Genomic DNA, 16,917 nt, shown 5'->3' with positions numbered 1-16,917 from the left:
GCTATAGCATCAGGCTGCCACAGGACGATGGCTAAAGCAATTGAGAGAGGTATTAATTGGCAAATCGGCAGTTTAATCGGGGTGTGCGGACGGGCGGTCGTAGCGCGCGGGTCCGCGCAGCGATCCTTGCCGCCACTTTCGACGAGCTGCTTCAAGGCGGGTACGCAGGGCTGAGCGTGGAAGCGGTGGCGACCCGCGCCGGCGTGAACAAGACAACTGTCTATCGACGGTGGCCAACACTCGACGATCTACTGGTCGATGCGCTCACGGAGTGGTCGCTTGAGGCGCTGCCGGTGCCGGACACCGGCAGTATCGAGGCCGATCTCGTCACGCTCGGAAGGGAATTGGCCGACGTGCTGAACGAAGGAGTCGGACGCCAGATTGTCGCAATCGTGCTGACCGCAGGCCTGAAATCCGCTCGGCTCAGCGAAGCAACTCGACGCTACTTCGATCACCAGGCCCTGCGTGCACTTCCGACTGTAAATCAAGCGATCGGTCGGGGTGAGCTTCCTGCCACGTGCGATGCCAACGCATTGCTCACCGCCTTCCGAGCCCCCTTGTTCTATCGAATGGTCACGACCGGCGACCCCATCGACGAGGCCTTGATCACCCACGCCGTGCGAGTCGCCCTCAACGCGGCCCGCGCCGGGTTGCTGTCGAAGTGATGACGCGATCTACAAGCGAAAGCACCACCGGAATCGTGACACGGAGAGCATCAGCCAGTCCACCGTCTGTCTCACCGGACATCAAGTTTCGGGATAGACGGACTGCATGCCCAGTGCACACCCCAAATCGGGACACCGCCGACGTCGCGCGCTGCCCGGGCCTGTAGCTCGCCTTCGTGAAGGGGCGAGGCGCGACGTACATCGTGGTGAGCATCAATGGTGAACGAAGCCATCCGATCCCGACATCAGAAGGGTTGGCCGTAGACGGCGACCACCACAGTTCTGTCAAGTAGATTCTCCGACCACACACCTATTTCCGTGTTGGCACAGTTGCGCATGGTGGCGAGGTATCTGGGGTTCGCGTACCACCGGTTGATGAGCTCCATCCCGCTGATTGCGAGCGCGGGATTGATCGCGACGGTTTGCTCGACGTTGCCGTGGTAACCCGCTGCGGTAGCGCGGTCTTGTGGCGATGACCCGTCTGAACCCGCGTCCCCGTCGAGCCAGCGTTGGTTCAGCACGTCGATGGTGTGCCACTGCGCTGCCAGTTGCAGCTGGGGGTTGATCTTGATCGCGGTGGGGCAGCTTTCACGATACTGGACGATGGTGACCATCTGAACGACAGTGTTGTTGAGCCTGCTGTTGTCGGCATGGCTGTGAGGTGGGCCGGCCACTGCGGCCACCAGCGCAAGCGCGACGAGCAGCGCCACTGACCCGCTCGATCGGCCAAGGACAGATGCGGGGAAACTGAACGAACGCATAGACATTCACCTCTCGGTGCGATCAGAGGGGGGTGAAATCTGAGATGAGCCAGCGACCGTCGACGTTGTCCAGCGTGACCTTGACACTGGATGCGGTCTCTGTGGGCGGGTCATCTGCGACCGTTGTGGTCTGATTGACGAAGACGATGACCACGGCGTGGTGAGCGGTCGCTGAAATGGGAGCCGCTGCCGAAACAGCGGCGGTTGAGAAGATGCGTTGCTGTTTTGCTCCCGGGATGACGACATCGTCGGTCAGCGTGGTGAACGCGTCGAGAAAGCCACCGGTGAGATTCTGGCGTGCCGCTACCAGATCGGTGTCGACGGAGTCAGGTTCATAAGTGAGCAGTGCAACGGTCCCTTCGCTGGCTGCGCGCACCGACTCGTTGCTTGCCTTGAGTTCCGCCTGTGTCGACACCAGCTGCCATTTCAGGAATCCGGCGGCGGTTGCCAGTAGAAGAAGTACGACTGGCAGGACACCGAAAGTCAGCGCCCGGGTCACAGATCTGCGGCGTCGCCCCGCGCCGACGTCTGCGATGGCTTCGGCACCGTCGTCAGTCGGCGGAGCTGTGTCCTCGGACTCGTCGTCGGTCTCGAATGCGTCTCCTTCGGTCAGACGAGCCTCCCGGCTACGGAACGTACTGAACATTGGACACCTTCTCCCTTGACCCCACGCGCTGAACGCTGATCCGCATCCGCCACAGCCTTGCCGGCGCCTCGGTCCCCGCGAGCCACGTCTTCACCGATATCGCGACCAGCACATCGGCGTGGTCGCCGTCGACGGATTCCAATCCCGCTTCGATGACCGTCCCTTCTGTCCTGGACTGGGCACGTTTGACGGTCTCGACGAAGCCCGCCGAGCGCTGCTCGAAATCCTCGTGGAAGGGGCCGATCGACGATTCGAGGATCTTGGTCACCTCGGCGTCGGCATTGTCCGGGTTGATAGTCGTCAGATTCACCGCACCGTCACGTCCCGCCGCCAGGAACTGAGCTCGTTGATTCTGATCGCGCACTGCGTCATGGTTCTGCACACCCAGCCAGCCGACCAACACGGACAACGCCAGCAGGGCAGCCAGCCCGAACGTCACTGCCACTCGCGCGGTGTCACGGGGAGAACCGGCACTCGGAATACTGGCCGATTCGTGTGCTTCAGTGACAATTTCGGTATCGGAGATGCTTTCCCGCTCGGCTTCTCCGGAGCGGGTCTGGACCGCGGCCATACCGATTCCCTTCTCGTGAAGCATCTTCAACGACCCGAAGTGAGAAAACGCCGGATTCTGGACGGCGCCCTCATTCGTGGGATCTTCGTGCTCTGGCTACGCGAGGATTTGCTGCAACTACTCGACGAGCCTTCGTGAGGTGTTGCGTCACGTCAAGGTGGGTGTCTTCAAATGATGGAACCAGTGCGCTGGGCAGTACGGGTAGGCAACCCGAATACCTGCCAGCGGCACGTGCTCACCATATGAAATGACAGCGATTGTTGCTTGTCTCCCGCGGTGTTGGACTCTGCCCTAATGGTCACCGTAGTCCAACACGGCAACAAACCACCGTTGCTCGACCTCGAGAGGAGCGGTCGGTAGTAGTCATGGAAGCGTTTGCCAAACAGATGCGAGCCGTCGGTGGATTCTTTGCCACTGCGATCGACACGGCGGTAGTCGCACCGCGACCGCCGTTCGCATGGCGCGAGCTGATCTTCCAGATGTGGTTCGTCGCGCGAGTGTCCATTGCGCCGACGATCATGCTGGCACTGCCGTTCACTGTCCTGTCGGTGTTCATCTTCAACATCCTGCTCGTGGAGTTCGGTGCCGCGGACTATTCCGGCGCGGGCGCTGCGTTCGGCGCCGTCACGCAGATCGGCCCCATGGTCACCGTCCTCGTGGTCGCCGGCGCCGCAGCTACCGCAATGTGCGCCGACTTGGGGGCGCGCACCATCCGGGAAGAACTCGACGCGATGCGGGTGATGGGAATCAACCCGTTGCAGGCTCTGGTAGTACCGAGAGTCCTCGCCACGGTGGTCATTGCCCTGCTGTTGAACTCAGTCGTTGCCGTGGTCGGTGTCGTCGGTGGCTTCTTCTTCTCGGTGTTCGTTCAGAATGTGACGCCCGGGGCGTTCGTCGCCAGCATGACGCTGTTCACCGGGCTTCCCGAGATCATCATCTCGCTGGCCAAAGCGGCCTTGTTCGGTCTGGTGGCCGCGCTGATCGGTTGCTACAAGGGCATTTCCGTCGGCGGCGGGCCCGCCGGTGTGGGAACCGCGGTGAACGAGACCGTGGTGCTCTCATTCATGGCACTGTTCGTCATCAACGTCATCGTGACCGCAGTCGGCGTGAAGGCGACGATGTGACCGGCAATGCTCCGAGCACCCTGATGCCCAGGTTGCATCGCGCCGTCAAAGACTTCACCACGGGCTGGAACCGCGTCGGGGTCCAAACCCAGTTCTACGGAACGGCGATCAAGTCGATCGGTGACGCCGTCCTGCACTATCGCGGTGAGATTGCCCGCCAGATAGCCCAGATGAGCCTAGGTACCGGAGCACTGGCTGTGGTCGGGGGCACCATCGTGATCGTCGGATTCCTCACCCTTTCCACCGGTGCGCTCATCGCGGTCCAGGGTTACAACACGCTGGCAGGGGTTGGAGTGGAGGCGCTCACCGGCTTCACATCCGCGTATCTCAACGTTCGAATCATCGGTCCACTGACCACGGGTATCGGCCTGGCTGCGACCATCGGAGCGGGTGCCACCGCACAGCTGGGCGCCATGCGTATCGCCGAGGAGATCGACGCACTCGAGGTGATGGGAGTCCGTTCCATCGCGTACCTGGCATCGACCAGACTGCTCGCAGGAATGATCGTCGTCATCCCGCTCTACTGCGTCGCCGTACTGATGTCGTTCATCGCTGCCCGTGTCGGCACCACATTCATCTACGGCCAATCGACAGGTGTATACGACCACTACTTCAAGACATTCCTGAACCCGATGGACCTCGTGTGGTCTTTTGTGCAGGCCCTCGCCATGGCGGTGGCCGTGATGGTCATCCACACCTATTACGGGTTCACCGCGGCCGGCGGGCCCGCAGGCGTGGGAGAAGCCGTCGGGCGGGCAGTCCGCGCCTCGCTGATCGTCGTCGTGTTTGTGACCCTGGTCATCTCGCTGTCCGTCTACGGGCAGTCGGGCAACTTCAATCTTTCCGGATGACGACCGTGAAGCACCGCGATGAATCACGCATCCACCCCGCCTGGTGGACAGCCATCCTCATCCTCGTCCTCTTCATGGTCGTGGTGATGACCGCCGCGTCGTTCAGTGGCTGGTTTCGCTCAACGGTTCCCGTGACGCTGACCTCTGACCGCGCGGGGCTGGTCATGGATCCCGGTGGGAAGGTCAAGATGCGCGGACTGCTGGTGGGCCGCGTCGGAGAGGTCAGCCACGATCAAGGTGAAGCGGTCCTGCAACTGGACATCGACCCGGAGTACCTCGACTACATCCCGGCGAACGTTGTCGCCGAGATCGATGCAGCGACAGCGTTCGGCGCCAAGTACGTAGAACTCATCTACCCCGACGAGCCATCCGCCGAGCGGCTGAGCGCCGGTCAGTCACTGCAGTCGCGCAACGTCACCGCCGAGGTCAACACGGTGTTCCAGAGTTTGGTCGGTCTCCTCGACAAGATCGATCCGGCGAAGCTCAATTCGATTGTCTCTGCGATCGCCCAGGGCCTGCGCGGACAGGGCACCGCCATCGGTGAGGCCACCACGGCCACCAACGAAGTGCTGCTCGCACTCAATCCGCGTGCCGACTCCATCCGGGCCGATTTCCGATCCCTGAAGGGATTCAGCGACGCCTATGGAGTTGCCGCCGAGGACATCCTGCAGACCCTTGATTCGCTCAGCACGACCGCGACGACGATCAGCGACCGGGAATCCTCACTGGACGCATTGCTGGTCAACGTGATCGGCCTGGGAGACAGCGGCATCAACCTCGTCGCGGCAAGTAAGGACGACTTCGTCCACACCGTCAACACGCTGGAACCGACGACAGCGGTGGTCAACAAGTACAACCCGATGCTGACCTGCCTGTTGGTCGGCGCCAAGTGGTTCATCGACAACGGCGGTGCCGAGTCCATGGGCGGTAACGGCTATTCGATCGAACTCGACGCCGCACTGGCGTGGGGACAGGACCCCTATCGCTACCCGGACCACGTACCCATCGTCGGCGCCAAGGGAGGGCCTGGCGGAAGACCGGGATGCGGATCGTTGCCGGATGTCACCCAACAGTTCCCGGTGCGACAGCTGATCACGAACACCGGTTGGGGCACCGGCAACGACATCCGCGTGAACCCGGGGGTGGGCTTCCCGGGATGGGCGAACTACTTCCCGGTGACGCGCGCCGTTCCCGAGCCACCGAGCATCCGCAACTTCAACGGCCCGGCACCCGGTCCGATCCCCTACCCGGGTGCACCGCCGTACGGAGCCCCGTTGTATGCACCGGACGGCACGCCGTTGTATCCGGGGCTCCCACCCGCACCACCGCCCGGGGCTCCGCGCGAACCCGGGCCGTCGCCGGGATCTGAGCCCTTCGTGCCCCCGATCCCGGCCCAGATGCAACCGACACCGCTGCCGCATGCGCCACCGGCATCTGCTCAGCCATGACGTGCGCACCGCCAAATCGACCCATTACTAGGAGGTCCTGATGAGAAGCAACCTCAGCGCAGTGGTCTGGCGGCTCATGATCTTCGCAGCAGTCTGCCTACTCGGGCTGTTCGTACTGGTGGCGGTTTTCGCCCAGCTGCGGTTCGGTCCCAAACACGAATATGTCGCGGAGTTCACCAACATCGGGGGACTCAAGAACGGCGACATCGTCCGAATCGCAGGCGTGGAAGTGGGCAAGGTAGCTGACATCGCCATCCGGTCCGACGCATCGGTGGCAGTCGATTTCAACGTGGACGACACCGTGCAGCTCACGGAGACGAGTCGGGCCGTCATCCGGTTCGACAATCTCTACGGGGATCGGTACCTGACGCTGGAAGCTGGTGACGGCGGTGGTAAGCCACTACCACCGGGGTCGACCATTCCCATATCGCGCACCGCCCCGGCGCTGGATCTTGACACGTTGATCGGCGGCTTCCGCCCGCTCTTTCGTGCGCTTGATCCCGAACAGGTCAACGCGTTGTCGTCGCAGCTGATACAAGCATTCCAGGGGCAGGGCGACGCGATCGGATCAGTACTGACGCAGTCGGCAGCACTGACCAACACCCTGGCCGACCGCGATGAGCTGATCGGACAGCTCATCACCAACCTCAACACAGTGCTCGGCACACTCGGTGACAGCAACGAGGAGTTCGGACAGGCGATCACCGAGATCGCCTTGACCACAGAGGTATTAGCAGAAAGACGGGTCGACATCAGCAATTCCATCGCATACGCGGACAACGCCGCGTCCAACGTTGCCGACCTGCTGGCCCGCTCGCGTCCGGCGTTGCAGAAGATCACGAACGAAACCGATCGCGTGGGAACTATCGTGCTCAACGAGCACGACTACTTCGACGACCTGCTCAATACTCTGCCGGACGCGTACAAGATGCTCGGTCGCCAAGGGCTTTACGGAGACTGGTTCGCGTTCTACATCTGTGAGGCGATCATCAAAGTGAATGGCAAGGGTGGTCAACCGGTCTATATCAAGGCTGCGGGGCAGACTTCGGGTAGGTGCACGCCGAAATGAAACCCATGAGCGAACGAAACCTGATCGTAGTCGGCACGATCGGTTGTTCTTTGGTAGCGGCAGCGCTGATCGGTGCCCTCAACTACGACAAGCTCCCCTTCATCGATGGAAATCGCCACTATGCAGCGTATTTCGAGGATGCGGCCGGTCTGCGGCCGGATTCACCGGTGGAAGTATCCGGATTCCGGGTGGGACAGGTCTCCCGAATCACGCTCGACGGCAACCGGGTCTTGGTGAACTTCAATCTCGACGACGGTATCCATGTCGGCGACCGAAGTGAAGCAGCGATCAAGACCAAAACCCTCCTCGGTGCGAAGTTCGTCGAGATCACCCCGCGGGGTGAGGGCCAACAATCAGCACCGATACCCATGGAGCGCACGACTTCCCCGTACCAGCTTGCCGATACGTTGGGTGACCTGTCGATGACCATCAATGACCTCAACACAGACGAACTCTCGCAATCACTGTCCACCTTGGCCGAGACCTTCTCGAACACGCCGCCGGATCTGAAAGTGGCGGTGCAGGGTGTTTCACGCTTCGCGGACACCCTCGCGCGGCGTGATCAACAGTTGCGTTCGCTGCTGGTGAGCGTCAACGAGGTTTCGGGCGTGCTGTCTGAGCGCAGCGAACAGATTGTCAGGATCATCACCAACGCCAACGCCTTTCTGGCGCAGTTACGTAACCAAAGCCGGGCGCTCGATCAGATATCGGGCAACATATCTGCGATCAGTCAACAGTTGCGTGGCTTCATCGATGACAACAGCCAAACGTTCAAACCCGCGTTGGACAAACTCAACGGTGTGCTGACGATTCTCGACAACCGCAAGGCCAAGATTCAGGAGGCGGTGGTACGCCTCAACGCCTACTCGATGTCGCTGGGCGAGTCGGTCTCGTCCGGTCCGTTCTTCAAGGGTTACGTCGTGAACCTACCGCCAGGGCAGTACATCCAGCCGTTCGTCGACGCTGCTTTCTCCGATCTGGGGCTTGACCCGAATGTACTCATGCCATCGCAGATCAACGATCCGCCGACCGGTCAGCCCGCGACGCCGGCTCTGCCGACACCGTTTCCCCGGACCGGGCAGGGGGGTGAACCGCGGATGACGCTGCCCGACGCCATCACCGGCAAACCGGGAGACCCGCGCTATCCCTATCGGGAGCCGGTGCCCGCCCCTCCGCCGGGGGGACCGCCCCCCGGCCCGCCCGAAGGCTTGCAGGCGCCGCCCAAACACGGCCCGGTGTCCGTCCCGGCACCGGGTGAATCGCCCGCTGAGCCGCATCTGACAGGACAACAGTGATGACCAAACGCAGGTGGATGACCGGTCTGGCTGTGGCATTCGTGTTGATCCTCGTCGCAGGCGGGGTCTTGCTGTTCAGAACCTTCGAAAGGGCGGATCGCACCTATGCCACCGCCTACTTCGCGAACAGCACCGGCCTGTATCCCGGGGACGACATCCGCATACTGGGTGTGCGGGTCGGTGGAGTCGAAACCATCGAGGCCCAGCCCCAACAGGTCAAGATCACGTTCTGGGTCGACGACCAGTACAAGGTGCCGGCTGACGCCCAAGCGGTGATTCTGTCTCCGTCGCTGGTGTCGGCGCGTGCGATCCAGCTCGTTCCCGCCTACACGGAGGGGCCGCAGATGAAGAACGACGCAGTGATCCCGCAGACTCGGACGGCGGTGCCCGTTGAATGGGACGACCTGCGTGAACAACTCACGAAACTCGTCGAGGCGCTGCAACCTGTCGAGCCCGGCGAGGTGAGCACGCTGGGCGCGTTCGTCAATACCGCGGCGGACAACCTCCGCGGCGAAGGTGCCAATATCCACCACACCTTGGTCAAGCTGTCGCAGGCCTTTTCGGCGCTGGGCGACCACAGCGGTGACATGTTCGGCGCGATCAGGAACATCTCGCTCGTGGTATCGGCGTTGCAGGACAGTACCGATGTGATGCGCAGTCTCAATCGCAACCTGGCCGCCACCACAACGTTGCTCACAGACCAGCCCAATGAAGTGCGTCAGGCGCTTGCCGATATGAACGCTGTCGCCCGGGAAGTGACGGGTTTCGTCGCCGAGAATCGGGAGCCGGTCGGTATCACCGCCGACAAGCTCGCCTCTATCAGTGGTGCCCTTGATGAGAGTCTTGGCGATTTGGAGCAAACACTGCACCTCGCACCGACCCAGTTGTCGAATTTCGTCAACATCTACCCGCCGGCGATCGGCGGGTTTGCCGGTGCGTTCAGCCTCAACAACTTCGCCAATCCCATCCAATTCCTCTGTGGCGCAATCGAGGCTGCGTCTCGTCTCGGTTCCGAGCAGGCAGCGAAGCTGTGTGTCCAGTACCTCGCACCGATCGTGAAGAATCGGCAGTACAACTTCCCGCCGCTGGGTGTGAACCCCGTGGTCGGCGCCTATGCCCGGCCAAACGAGATCACCTACAGCGAGGATTGGCTGCGGCCCGACTACATCCCGCCCGGTCCGCCGCCGCCGGACACCGGTCCGGTGCCCGCGGGCATGCCCTCGCAGACCCCACCAATGCCTGACGGTGGAGCTGCGCTGCCAGCCGAGGCGCCGGAAGTCGGTTCCACAGACCTTCACGACATGATGGTGCCTGCTGGAGCCGGTTCATGAGGATGTCCCGGGCCGGCGCATGCGCGGCAGCGCTCATCGTGACGGTGGTCTCCCTGTCCGGTTGCGAATGGCGAGGCGCGAACTCCCTTCCACTGCCAGGAACCAGGGGCGGAGATCCCGATTCGTACACGATTCAGGCGCAACTCCCCGATATCGGCAATATCCAGCGGAATTCGAGGGTCCAGGTCGGTGACGTCAACGTGGGCACGGTCACCAAGATCGAGCGCCAAGGCTGGCATGCCCTGTTGACCATGACGATTGACGGCGATGTTGACCTGCCGGCGAACGCCACCGCCACCATCGGCCAGACCAGCCTGCTCGGCACCCTCCACGTCGAGCTGGAAGGCCCGAAGGTGGACCCGCCCAAGGGCAGGTTGCGCGACGGATCTGTGATCCCGCTGTCGTCCGGCCGCTCGTACCCGACCACCGAGCAGACGCTGGCGAGCGTCTCGATGCTTCTCAACGGCGGGGGGATCGGTCAGATTCAAGACATCACACAGTCGCTGAGTACGGCATTCGCGGGACGCGAGGACGATATTCGAAGCCTGATACAGCAACTGGATCTCTTCATCGGCAACGTCAACGAGCAGACCGAAGACATCATCGGCGCCACCGACAGCGTGAACAACCTGATGGGCCAGATCGCAGATCAGAAGCCGGTCGTGGACCAGGCGTTGGACACCATCCCGCAGGCGCTGACCGTGCTGTCCGAGCAGCGCCACAACCTCGCCGAAGCGCTGGACAAGGTCGGCAAGCTGAGCGCACTGGCGACGGATTCCGTGACGCAGACCAAGGAGAATCTGATCAAGGAGTTCGAGGACCTCGCGCCGGTTCTGGAATCGCTGGCCAACGCCGGACCGGCCATGGTCCGGTCTCTGAGCTACCTGTCGACATTCCCCTTCGTCAAGGAGAACATCGGCAAATTTTTCCGCGGGGACTTCGTCAACCTCACCGGCATCTTTGATCTGACACTCAGTCGGATCGACGCGGGTTTCTTCACCGGGACGAGGTGGGAAGGCCACCTGACCGAACTGGAGATGCAATGGGGTCGTACCTTCGGCCAGATGCCCAGCCCCTATACCGGCGGCAACCCACTCATGGTGCCGTACAAGGTGGATCAGGGCCGCTGAGATGAGATTGTCGAGGCGGGTAATGCTCCAACTCCTGGTTTTCACAGTGGTCTCGGTGATAGCGGGCATGGTGATGGCGGTCGGCTACATGGGTCTGCCGAGCTTGTTGTTCGGCGTCGGACGTTACTCAGTGGCAATGGAGCTTCCGGCCACGGGGGGACTCTACAAATCAGGAAATGTGTCCTACCGCGGTCAGGAAGTGGGCCGGGTCGTCGATGTGCGCATGACGGACACGGGTATCGAGGCTGAGCTGTCTCTGGACTCCGAGGTGGGCATTCCGGCCGATCTCGATGCCCAGGTACACAGTCGTTCGGCCATCGGGGAGCAGTATGTCGATCTGATCCCGCGGACCGATGCCGGTGCGACACTTCTGAAGGACGGTGACGTCATACCGCTGGATCGGACATCCGTACCTCCGGATATCGCCACGATTCTCGATGACACCAACCGCGGACTGAGCGCCATACCGCAAGAAAACCTCGAAATCGTGCTCGACGAGGGTGCCGCGGCAGTCGGCGGACTGGGCCCCGATCTCGCCCGTCTGGTGACCGGGTCCACCACGCTGGCCATCGACGCGAGAGCCAACCTGGATCCGCTGACGGACCTCATCGATCAGTCAGGGCCGATACTCGATTCACAGAGTAAGACGTCGGATTCGATCGCCTCCTGGGCGGCGAACATGGCGAATCTCACTGAGCAGATCAAACAAGGCGACGCGGATGTCCGAGGCCTTTTCGCGGACGCCCCGGCGGCAGCAGCAGAAGCCAGACAGCTCTTCGACCGGTTGCAGCCCTCACTGCCCATCATGCTGGCCAATCTGACAGGCGTGGCGGACGTCGCGCTGACCTACCACGCCGGAATCGAACAGGTTCTGGTCCTGTTGCCACAGGCCATCGCGATCCTGGACAGCTCGCTGGTGCCCGACCTCGGCCTCAAGACGGCTTACAAGGGACCCTTCGTGACATTCGACCTCAACCTCAACATCCCGCCGCCATGCATGACCGGGTATCTGCCGCCGAGTCAGCAGCGTTCTCCAGCTTACGAAGACTACCCGGATCGTCCGGCCGGCGATCTGTACTGTCGCGTGCCTCAAGACTCGCCGTTCAATGTCCGCGGAGCGCGAAATCTGCCCTGCGCCACCAAGCCGGGCAAGCGTGCACCTACCGCAGAGATGTGCAAGAGCGACGAGGTCTATGTGCCGCTCAACGATGGCTACAACTGGAAGGGTGACCCCAACGCGACGCTGTCGGGGCAGGACGTCCCCCAGGTGCGTCCAGGGGCGCCGCCGGCATCCGCGGCTCAACCCGCACCGGCTCAGCCGCCCTCAACGACGGTGCCGAATGCCGAACCGGCCGCACCACCAATAGCATTCGCCGAGTACGACCCGGCGACCGGCAGTTACGTCGGCCCGGACGGTCAGCTATACACACAATCGAACCTGGCCGATGACGGCAAGGATCAGACGTGGCAGTCCATGCTCGTGCCCCCGGGTGTCGGCTGAGGGTTGCCGATGTGCCGCGAGAACCTGCCGAAGAGTTGTTGAACCGAAGGCACCGAAAGAGGAGATGCGAGCGTGAACAGTGAGGCAACGTCGATCCAGGCCAAGCGGACTGTAGATGTCCTGGACTCCTTCATGGCATATCAGGAGGTTGGTGAGGGAGATCCGATCGTCTTCCTGCATGGCAATCCGATGAGTTCATTCCTGTGGCGCAACATCATTCCGCATGTCCAAGACCTAGGGCGTTGTATCGCACCCGATCTGATCGGCATGGGCGATTCCGGGCGTCCGGCGTCAGGAGACTATCGCTACGCGACTCACCGAGCGTATCTGGAGTCGTTCTGCGAGGTGCTGGACATCCGCGAGCGGGTGGTGCTCGTTGGTCACGACTGGGGTGGAGCGCTCGGGTTTGACTGGGCACGAAGCCATCCCGCAGCGATACGTGGCATCGCGTACGGAGAAACCCTTGTCCACCCGACAGTCGGCGATGAGCCTGCGGAGCGCACGGAACTCGTGAAGTTCTGCCGATCGGACGAGGGTGAGGAAGCAATCCTGTTCGGAGATTTCCTGCTCGACATCTTCCTCCGGCAAAGCACGCTCCTGCCGGTGGCCGCGGACGTGGAGCAGGAATACCGAAGGCCTTGGCTGGAAGTCGGGGAAGGCCGTCGTCCGATACTGACCTGGGTACAGGAAGTGCCCACCTTCGGCGACCCTGTGGACGTCTATAGAGTTATCGATCGTTATGCCGCATGGATGGCATCCTCATCCGTGCCCAAACTGCTCATCGTCTCGACCGAGGGGCAGCTTGCGGGCCGCCATCTCGAATTGTGCAGAACCTGGCCCAACCAGTCAGAGATCACCGTCGAGGCAAAGCACTTCTTTCAGGAAGATGCTGCCCAGATGGTTGGTCCCGCATTGCGTCGTTGGATACAGGGATTGGATTGATCCGTCGCCTTCGCTGCGCGGGCGAAGCTGAAACCATCTGCTGTAAGTCAGTTTTCAGATAGCGACTCGGGCATGCCCTCAGCTTGACACGCCCGACGGCGGCTGGCGATCCTGAACCCATCGAGGTACCGGGCGGCACTGTGCGCAGCCCGGATGGGGTCCGTGGGTTCCCATCACCCCTGGAATGAAAGGCAATGTCATGCCGAACGACGTTTTTGTGTACGACGCGCTGCGCACTCCACGCGGTAAGAATCGCGGTGGCGCGTTGCACGGAGTCAAGCCCGTGAGTCTCGTCACGGGACTGCTGCAGGCACTGACGCAACGCAATCCTGGCCTCGATCCCAGCCGTATCGACGACATCGTATTGGGATGTGTCACACCGCTGGGTGATCAAGGCGCGGATATCGCGAGGATCGCAGCGATCGCCGCCGGGTATCCCGACACGGTTGCCGGTGTGCAACTCAACCGATTCTGCGCATCGGGACTGGAGGCGGTGAACGTCGCTGCCCAGAAGATCGCCTCCGGTTGGGAATCGTTGGTGCTCGCTGGTGGCGTGGAGAGCATGTCCAGGGTTCCGATGGGTACCGACGGGGGAGCATGGGCGAATGACCCCGAGACCAACCTGAGAACCGGATTCGTCCCGCAGGGCATCGGTGCGGACCTCATTGCCACGCTGGAGGGCTTCAGCCGGCACGATGTCGACTCCTACGCTGTTGAATCACAGGCCAGAGCCGCAAAGGCCTGGGCCAATGGATCTTTCGAACGGTCAGTGGTGCCGGTGCTCGACCGAAACGGTCTGACGATCCTGGAGCGTGACGAGCACCTGCGCCCCGGCACCACCGTGGAGATGTTGGGCAAGCTCAAGCCGGCATTCGCCACCCTGGGCGGCCAGGCAGGGTTTGATGCGGTGGCGTTGCAGAAGTATCACTGGATCGAGAGGATCGACCACGTCCACACGGGGGGAAACAGCTCCGGAATCGTCGACGGTGCCGCACTTGTCCTGGTGGGCAGCGAGCGGATCGGTCGCGACCTGGGACTGCAGCCCCGCGCACGTATCGTGGCTACCGCCGTGAGTGGTTCAGATCCCACCATCATGCTGACTGGTCCTACCCCGGCCACCCAGAAGGCACTTCACCTTGCCGGGCTGGGTATCTCGGATATCGACCTGGTGGAGATCAACGAAGCGTTCGCCTCGGTGGTGTTGCGCTTCATGAAGGACCTCGGTGTGCCACACGAAATCGTCAACGTCAACGGTGGCGCGATCGCGCTCGGACACCCCCTGGGTGCGACGGGTGCCATGCTCGTCTCGACGCTCGTCGATGAGTTGGAACGCCGCGACCAACGGCGCGGGCTCATCACACTCTGCGTCGGCGGCGGTATGGGTATCGCCACGATCGTTGAACGGGTCTGAAAGGAAAATTCGTGACCGGCAACACTATTGAATGGGCCGAGGACTCTGGCATCGTCACCTTGACGTTCAACGATCCCGCACAGTCCGTCAACACCATGAATCTCGCATACGTCAGTTCGTTCGGCGAGGCGCTCGACCGACTCGCGGCGATGGGCGACACGCTGTCCGGGGTGGTCATCAGTTCGGGGAAGAAGACGTTCTTCGCCGGTGGTGATCTCCACGACCTGCTAGCAGCGACCCCGGCCGACAGTGCCGAGTTCAGCGCCCTCACCACGACCATCAAGAGCCAGCTGCGCTCACTCGAAAGTCTCGGCGTGCCGGTCGTCGCCGCCATCAACGGCACCGCTCTCGGGGGAGGTCTGGAGCTGGCGTTGGCCTGTCATCATCGGATCGCACTGGACAATCCCCGGATCCGGATCGGGTTGCCCGAGGTCACACTCGGACTGCTGCCCGGTGCCGGCGGCATCGTGCGTACCGTCCGGATGCTCGGCCTCGACACCGCACTGACGAAGGTGCTCCTATCGGGTAGCACCTACCGTCCGACAGACGCCGTCGCGCTCGGACTCATCGACGAACTGGCCTCCAGTGCAGAAGAACTGCACGCCAAGGCGCGCGTCTGGATTGCCGCCAACCCGCAGGCACGTCAAACCTGGGACGATGCCGATGCCATCCCCGGCGGCCGCGCGGATGACCCGGCCGTCCAGGCCGCCCTGCCCTCGCGGGCGGCCGCGCTGCGCGCCCACCACAAGGGCGCGCCGATGCCGGCGCCGGCAGCCATTCTGTCGGCGGCAGTCGAGAGCACCCAGGTCGACATCGACACCGCACTGGCTGTGGAGACGCGGTACTTCGTCGAGCTGGCCACCGGGCAGATCGCCACCAACATCATCCAGGGGACCTTCTTCGACCGGCAGACCGTGCTTCAGGGCGCCAGCCGTCCCGACGGTTTTCCGCAACACCGGGCCGAATCGGTGGCGGTCCTGGGTGCGGGGATGATGGGAGCCGGTATCGCTTTGTCGAGCGCGCTCTCGGGTTTGCGGGTGGCGCTGAAGGATGTCGATCTGGCACGCGCCGAAAAGGGAAAGGCCCACGCGGAGAGGGCACTCCGCAAGGAGTCTGACAAAGGTAGGCGCACCCAGGCGGAGGTCGACGAGATCCTCGACCGCATCACGCCGACCGCCGAAGTCGCCGACCTGGCTGGCTGTGATCTGGTGATCGAGGCCGTCTTCGAAGACCCGGACCTGAAGGCCGAGGTCTTCGGCGAGATCCTCGACGCGCTGGCACCGAATGCGGTGTTGGCGTCGAACACCTCGACACTGCCGATCACCGGTCTAGCCCGGGCCGTCGGCAGGCCAACCGATTTCATCGGTATGCACTTCTTTTCACCGGTCGAGCGCATGGATCTTGTCGAGATCATTGTCGGTGAGCAGACCAGTGAGCAGACGCTGGCCAAGGCATTCGACATCGCTGTGCAGCTGGGTAAGACCCCGATCGTCGTCGGCGACGGTCGGGGGTTCTTCACCAGCCGAGTCATCCTGTCCCGATTGCTGGAGGCAGCAGCCATGCTCGGCGAGGGCATTGCGCCGGCATCGATAGAGCAGGCATCGCTGCAGGCGGGATACCCGGTGGGCACCCTCGCGCTGATCGATGAGCTCACAGTGACGTTGCCCCACAAGATTTTCAGCCAGTTCCGGGCGGAGGCCCAGGTCAGCGGCACCTCGTTCGCCGATCACCCAGGCGATGCGGTGCTGGCGACGTTGATCGACGCGCAGCGCACCGGCCGGGCTGCCGGCGCCGGGTTCTACGAATACGACGATGCGCGGAGAGTGGGGCTGTGGAAGGGCCTGGAGGCACACTTCGGGCCCGGACAGCCGGCAGATGATCTGCAGGAACTCATCGACCGGTTGCTGTTTGCCGAGGCACTGGACACCGCGCGCTGCTTGGACAGCGGCCTGTTGCGATCCACCGCCGACGCCAATGTCGGGTCCATGCTGGGCATCGGTTTCCCGGTGTGGACGGGTGGCGCGGCACAGTTCATCGCCGGCTACCCAGGCGGCCGCACCGCGTTCGTCGCGCGCGCGACCGAGTTACAGGACAAGTACGGGCCGCGCTTCACACCGCCGGAATCGCTGTGCTCCGGTGATTTGCTGCTCACTGGCGCGTGACCGACATCAC

15 protein-coding genes are annotated in these 16,917 nt (G+C 62.6%); 12 read left to right on the top strand and 3 right to left on the bottom strand.

The window, feature by feature from the left end; translation table 11 throughout:
- The first annotated feature begins 56 nt into the window (after positions 1 to 56).
- Positions 57 to 665, top strand: a complete 609-nt coding sequence (locus tag BEMPMBAN_RS08050) for a TetR/AcrR family transcriptional regulator (RefSeq protein WP_159229836.1) — start codon at positions 57 to 59, stop codon at positions 663 to 665.
- 245 nt (positions 666 to 910) lie between these two features.
- Here BEMPMBAN_RS08050 and BEMPMBAN_RS08045 read toward each other — a convergent pair whose 3' ends face one another.
- The 3 genes from BEMPMBAN_RS08045 to BEMPMBAN_RS08035 are packed head-to-tail and all read right to left on the bottom strand — an operon-like array spanning position 911 to position 2,643.
- Entirely contained in the window at positions 911 to 1,426 is a 516-nt protein-coding gene (locus BEMPMBAN_RS08045) for a CAP domain-containing protein (RefSeq protein ID WP_200845914.1), read from the bottom strand.
- 22 nt (positions 1,427 to 1,448) lie between these two features.
- Complete coding sequence (locus BEMPMBAN_RS08040; RefSeq protein WP_159229835.1) at positions 1,449 to 2,072, bottom strand: hypothetical protein; 624 nt, start codon at positions 2,070 to 2,072, stop codon at positions 1,449 to 1,451.
- Entirely contained in the window at positions 2,053 to 2,643 is a 591-nt protein-coding gene (locus BEMPMBAN_RS08035; RefSeq protein ID WP_159229834.1) for an Rv1363c family protein, read from the bottom strand. Before BEMPMBAN_RS08035 ends, BEMPMBAN_RS08040 begins: the two co-directional genes overlap by 20 nt.
- Positions 2,644 to 3,008: 365 nt before the next feature.
- On the opposite strand from BEMPMBAN_RS08035, the gene BEMPMBAN_RS08030 reads away from it, so the two are divergent.
- The 11 genes from BEMPMBAN_RS08030 (at position 3,009) to BEMPMBAN_RS07980 (ending at position 16,907) form a co-directional block, all read left to right on the top strand.
- A complete protein-coding gene (locus tag BEMPMBAN_RS08030; RefSeq protein WP_234897363.1) occupies positions 3,009 to 3,767 on the top strand; it encodes an MlaE family ABC transporter permease in 759 nt (252 codons plus the stop codon).
- Positions 3,764 to 4,618: an ABC transporter permease gene (locus BEMPMBAN_RS08025; RefSeq protein ID WP_425294945.1), complete on the top strand. Its 855-nt coding sequence runs from the start codon at positions 3,764 to 3,766 to the stop codon at positions 4,616 to 4,618. The genes BEMPMBAN_RS08030 and BEMPMBAN_RS08025 overlap by 4 nt, the downstream gene beginning before the upstream one ends.
- A complete protein-coding gene (locus BEMPMBAN_RS08020) occupies positions 4,615 to 6,066 on the top strand; it encodes an MCE family protein (protein WP_159229833.1) in 1,452 nt (483 codons plus the stop codon). Before BEMPMBAN_RS08025 ends, BEMPMBAN_RS08020 begins: the two co-directional genes overlap by 4 nt.
- A 40-nt stretch (positions 6,067 to 6,106) precedes the next feature.
- Positions 6,107 to 7,135, top strand: a complete 1,029-nt coding sequence (locus BEMPMBAN_RS08015; protein ID WP_159229832.1) for a virulence factor Mce family protein — start codon at positions 6,107 to 6,109, stop codon at positions 7,133 to 7,135.
- A complete protein-coding gene (locus tag BEMPMBAN_RS08010; RefSeq protein ID WP_159229891.1) occupies positions 7,132 to 8,430 on the top strand; it encodes an MCE family protein in 1,299 nt (432 codons plus the stop codon). The genes BEMPMBAN_RS08015 and BEMPMBAN_RS08010 overlap by 4 nt, the downstream gene beginning before the upstream one ends.
- Positions 8,430 to 9,761, top strand: coding sequence for an MCE family protein (locus BEMPMBAN_RS08005; protein ID WP_159229831.1), 1,332 nt, complete (start codon positions 8,430 to 8,432; stop codon positions 9,759 to 9,761). The genes BEMPMBAN_RS08010 and BEMPMBAN_RS08005 overlap by 1 nt, the downstream gene beginning before the upstream one ends.
- A 2-nt stretch (positions 9,762 to 9,763) precedes the next feature.
- Complete coding sequence (locus BEMPMBAN_RS08000) at positions 9,764 to 10,891, top strand: virulence factor Mce family protein (protein ID WP_159229890.1); 1,128 nt, start codon at positions 9,764 to 9,766, stop codon at positions 10,889 to 10,891.
- 1 nt (position 10,892) lies between these two features.
- Positions 10,893 to 12,392, top strand: coding sequence for an MCE family protein (locus tag BEMPMBAN_RS07995; protein ID WP_159229830.1), 1,500 nt, complete (start codon positions 10,893 to 10,895; stop codon positions 12,390 to 12,392).
- A 72-nt stretch (positions 12,393 to 12,464) separates the two neighbouring features.
- Positions 12,465 to 13,334 carry a haloalkane dehalogenase gene (locus BEMPMBAN_RS07990; RefSeq protein ID WP_159229829.1) on the top strand — a complete coding sequence of 290 codons (870 nt, stop codon included), beginning with the start codon at positions 12,465 to 12,467 and terminating at the stop codon, positions 13,332 to 13,334.
- A gap of 199 nt (positions 13,335 to 13,533) precedes the next feature.
- Positions 13,534 to 14,745 carry an acetyl-CoA C-acetyltransferase gene (locus tag BEMPMBAN_RS07985; protein ID WP_159229828.1) on the top strand — a complete coding sequence of 404 codons (1,212 nt, stop codon included), beginning with the start codon at positions 13,534 to 13,536 and terminating at the stop codon, positions 14,743 to 14,745.
- 11 nt (positions 14,746 to 14,756) lie between these two features.
- Positions 14,757 to 16,907 carry a 3-hydroxyacyl-CoA dehydrogenase NAD-binding domain-containing protein gene (locus BEMPMBAN_RS07980; RefSeq protein WP_159229827.1) on the top strand — a complete coding sequence of 717 codons (2,151 nt, stop codon included), beginning with the start codon at positions 14,757 to 14,759 and terminating at the stop codon, positions 16,905 to 16,907.
- Positions 16,908 to 16,917: the final 10 nt, after the last annotated feature.

Origin of the sequence: Mycolicibacterium austroafricanum (genome assembly GCF_902705885.1) — a bacterium.
Taxonomy (GTDB): domain Bacteria; phylum Actinomycetota; class Actinomycetes; order Mycobacteriales; family Mycobacteriaceae; genus Mycobacterium; species Mycobacterium vanbaalenii_A.
This window is presented reverse-complemented; position numbering and strand designations above follow the sequence as displayed.

Bases quoted from the DNA above. Each gene is read 5' to 3' on its own strand.
- BEMPMBAN_RS08045 (WP_200845914.1), bottom strand. From the start codon at position 1,426: ATGCGTTCGTTCAGTTTCCCCGCATCTGTCCTTGGCCGATCGAGCGGG.
- BEMPMBAN_RS08040 (WP_159229835.1), bottom strand. From the start codon at position 2,072: ATGTTCAGTACGTTCCGTAGCCGGGAGGCTCGTCTGACCGAAGGAGAC.
- BEMPMBAN_RS08035 (WP_159229834.1), bottom strand. From the start codon at position 2,643: ATGGCCGCGGTCCAGACCCGCTCCGGAGAAGCCGAGCGGGAAAGCATC.
- BEMPMBAN_RS08030 (WP_234897363.1), top strand. From the start codon at position 3,009: ATGGAAGCGTTTGCCAAACAGATGCGAGCCGTCGGTGGATTCTTTGCC.
- BEMPMBAN_RS08020 (WP_159229833.1), top strand. From the start codon at position 4,615: ATGACGACCGTGAAGCACCGCGATGAATCACGCATCCACCCCGCCTGG.
- BEMPMBAN_RS08015 (WP_159229832.1), top strand. From the start codon at position 6,107: ATGAGAAGCAACCTCAGCGCAGTGGTCTGGCGGCTCATGATCTTCGCA.
- BEMPMBAN_RS08010 (WP_159229891.1), top strand. From the start codon at position 7,132: ATGAAACCCATGAGCGAACGAAACCTGATCGTAGTCGGCACGATCGGT.
- BEMPMBAN_RS08005 (WP_159229831.1), top strand. From the start codon at position 8,430: ATGACCAAACGCAGGTGGATGACCGGTCTGGCTGTGGCATTCGTGTTG.
- BEMPMBAN_RS08000 (WP_159229890.1), top strand. From the start codon at position 9,764: ATGTCCCGGGCCGGCGCATGCGCGGCAGCGCTCATCGTGACGGTGGTC.
- BEMPMBAN_RS07995 (WP_159229830.1), top strand. From the start codon at position 10,893: ATGAGATTGTCGAGGCGGGTAATGCTCCAACTCCTGGTTTTCACAGTG.
- BEMPMBAN_RS07985 (WP_159229828.1), top strand. From the start codon at position 13,534: ATGCCGAACGACGTTTTTGTGTACGACGCGCTGCGCACTCCACGCGGT.